Below are 933 nucleotides of genomic sequence, written 5' to 3' on the forward strand. Positions count from 1 at the left end.
CTGGACCCCGTTTCATGGCTTGCCTGCACATCAAATCAACACGGTTGAGCCACTACCTCATGGATCGGTAAAAATCGGTAGTACTCAAACGGGTTTCACCTTTGACGTTTCCCCCTTTGCTGAGGGAGGGGAAGGTGGCCCCCGTCTTGATGGAGCCATACCGTAACCAGGTTTGAACGGTTTGAACGGTTTGTGGTGAAATCCACCTTTCCGCCCCTTGTCCCTCCTGGTCGGTTTTGGATTCTGGCAATCCATTGCGCGCCCCCATTTTCACCCCTCTTTCTGTCCACCAAGTGGCCATTGGATCCACGGTGGCCACGGCGATCCGCACCTGACACCCCACCCTGGCCTTGCCCTGCCCCTCGATCCTTTCCACGTTGGCCATCCGCGCACCTGGTGCGATTGCGTGAAACACCTTCTTGAAGGACGCCAGGCCAGTCCGAGTCAGCGGACGCACGGTCACTTCCGGGGAAAGGGAAAAGGAGCCGTGAAAAGGAAAAAGGCGAGCCATTTAGAAGCATAAGAGGATATATGCCTATAAAAGGCCAATCTATCATGCAGTGGTTTTTCCTCGTATCCGAGGGCATGTTCATACAAGTGTACCAAGTGTACCACTTTTTTATATATATATTTAAATTCAATAAAATAATAAGGAATAGGTGGTACACATGGGAGGCAAAGTGGTACACATAGGGATCAAATTGGTACACTTCGGAAATGAAGTGCTACACCATCAGGAAATGCTGATGGCAATCTGGAGACAAACGCGCATCTGTGCGAAACCAGTCAACCCCGCATCCTGCAAGGCTTTCTGGTCGGTCCTGCGCCAGTGGCTTGACGGCAATTTGGGGTATTCCGCGCAAACAAAGGCATCCCGTAACTATTCAGCACCCGACCACGAATCGGGATCCAGGGGGCTGGCTCCCTGGCAGG

The sequence above is a fragment of the Magnetococcales bacterium genome (genome assembly GCA_015231175.1).
Lineage (GTDB): Bacteria > Pseudomonadota > Magnetococcia > Magnetococcales > DC0425bin3 > HA3dbin3.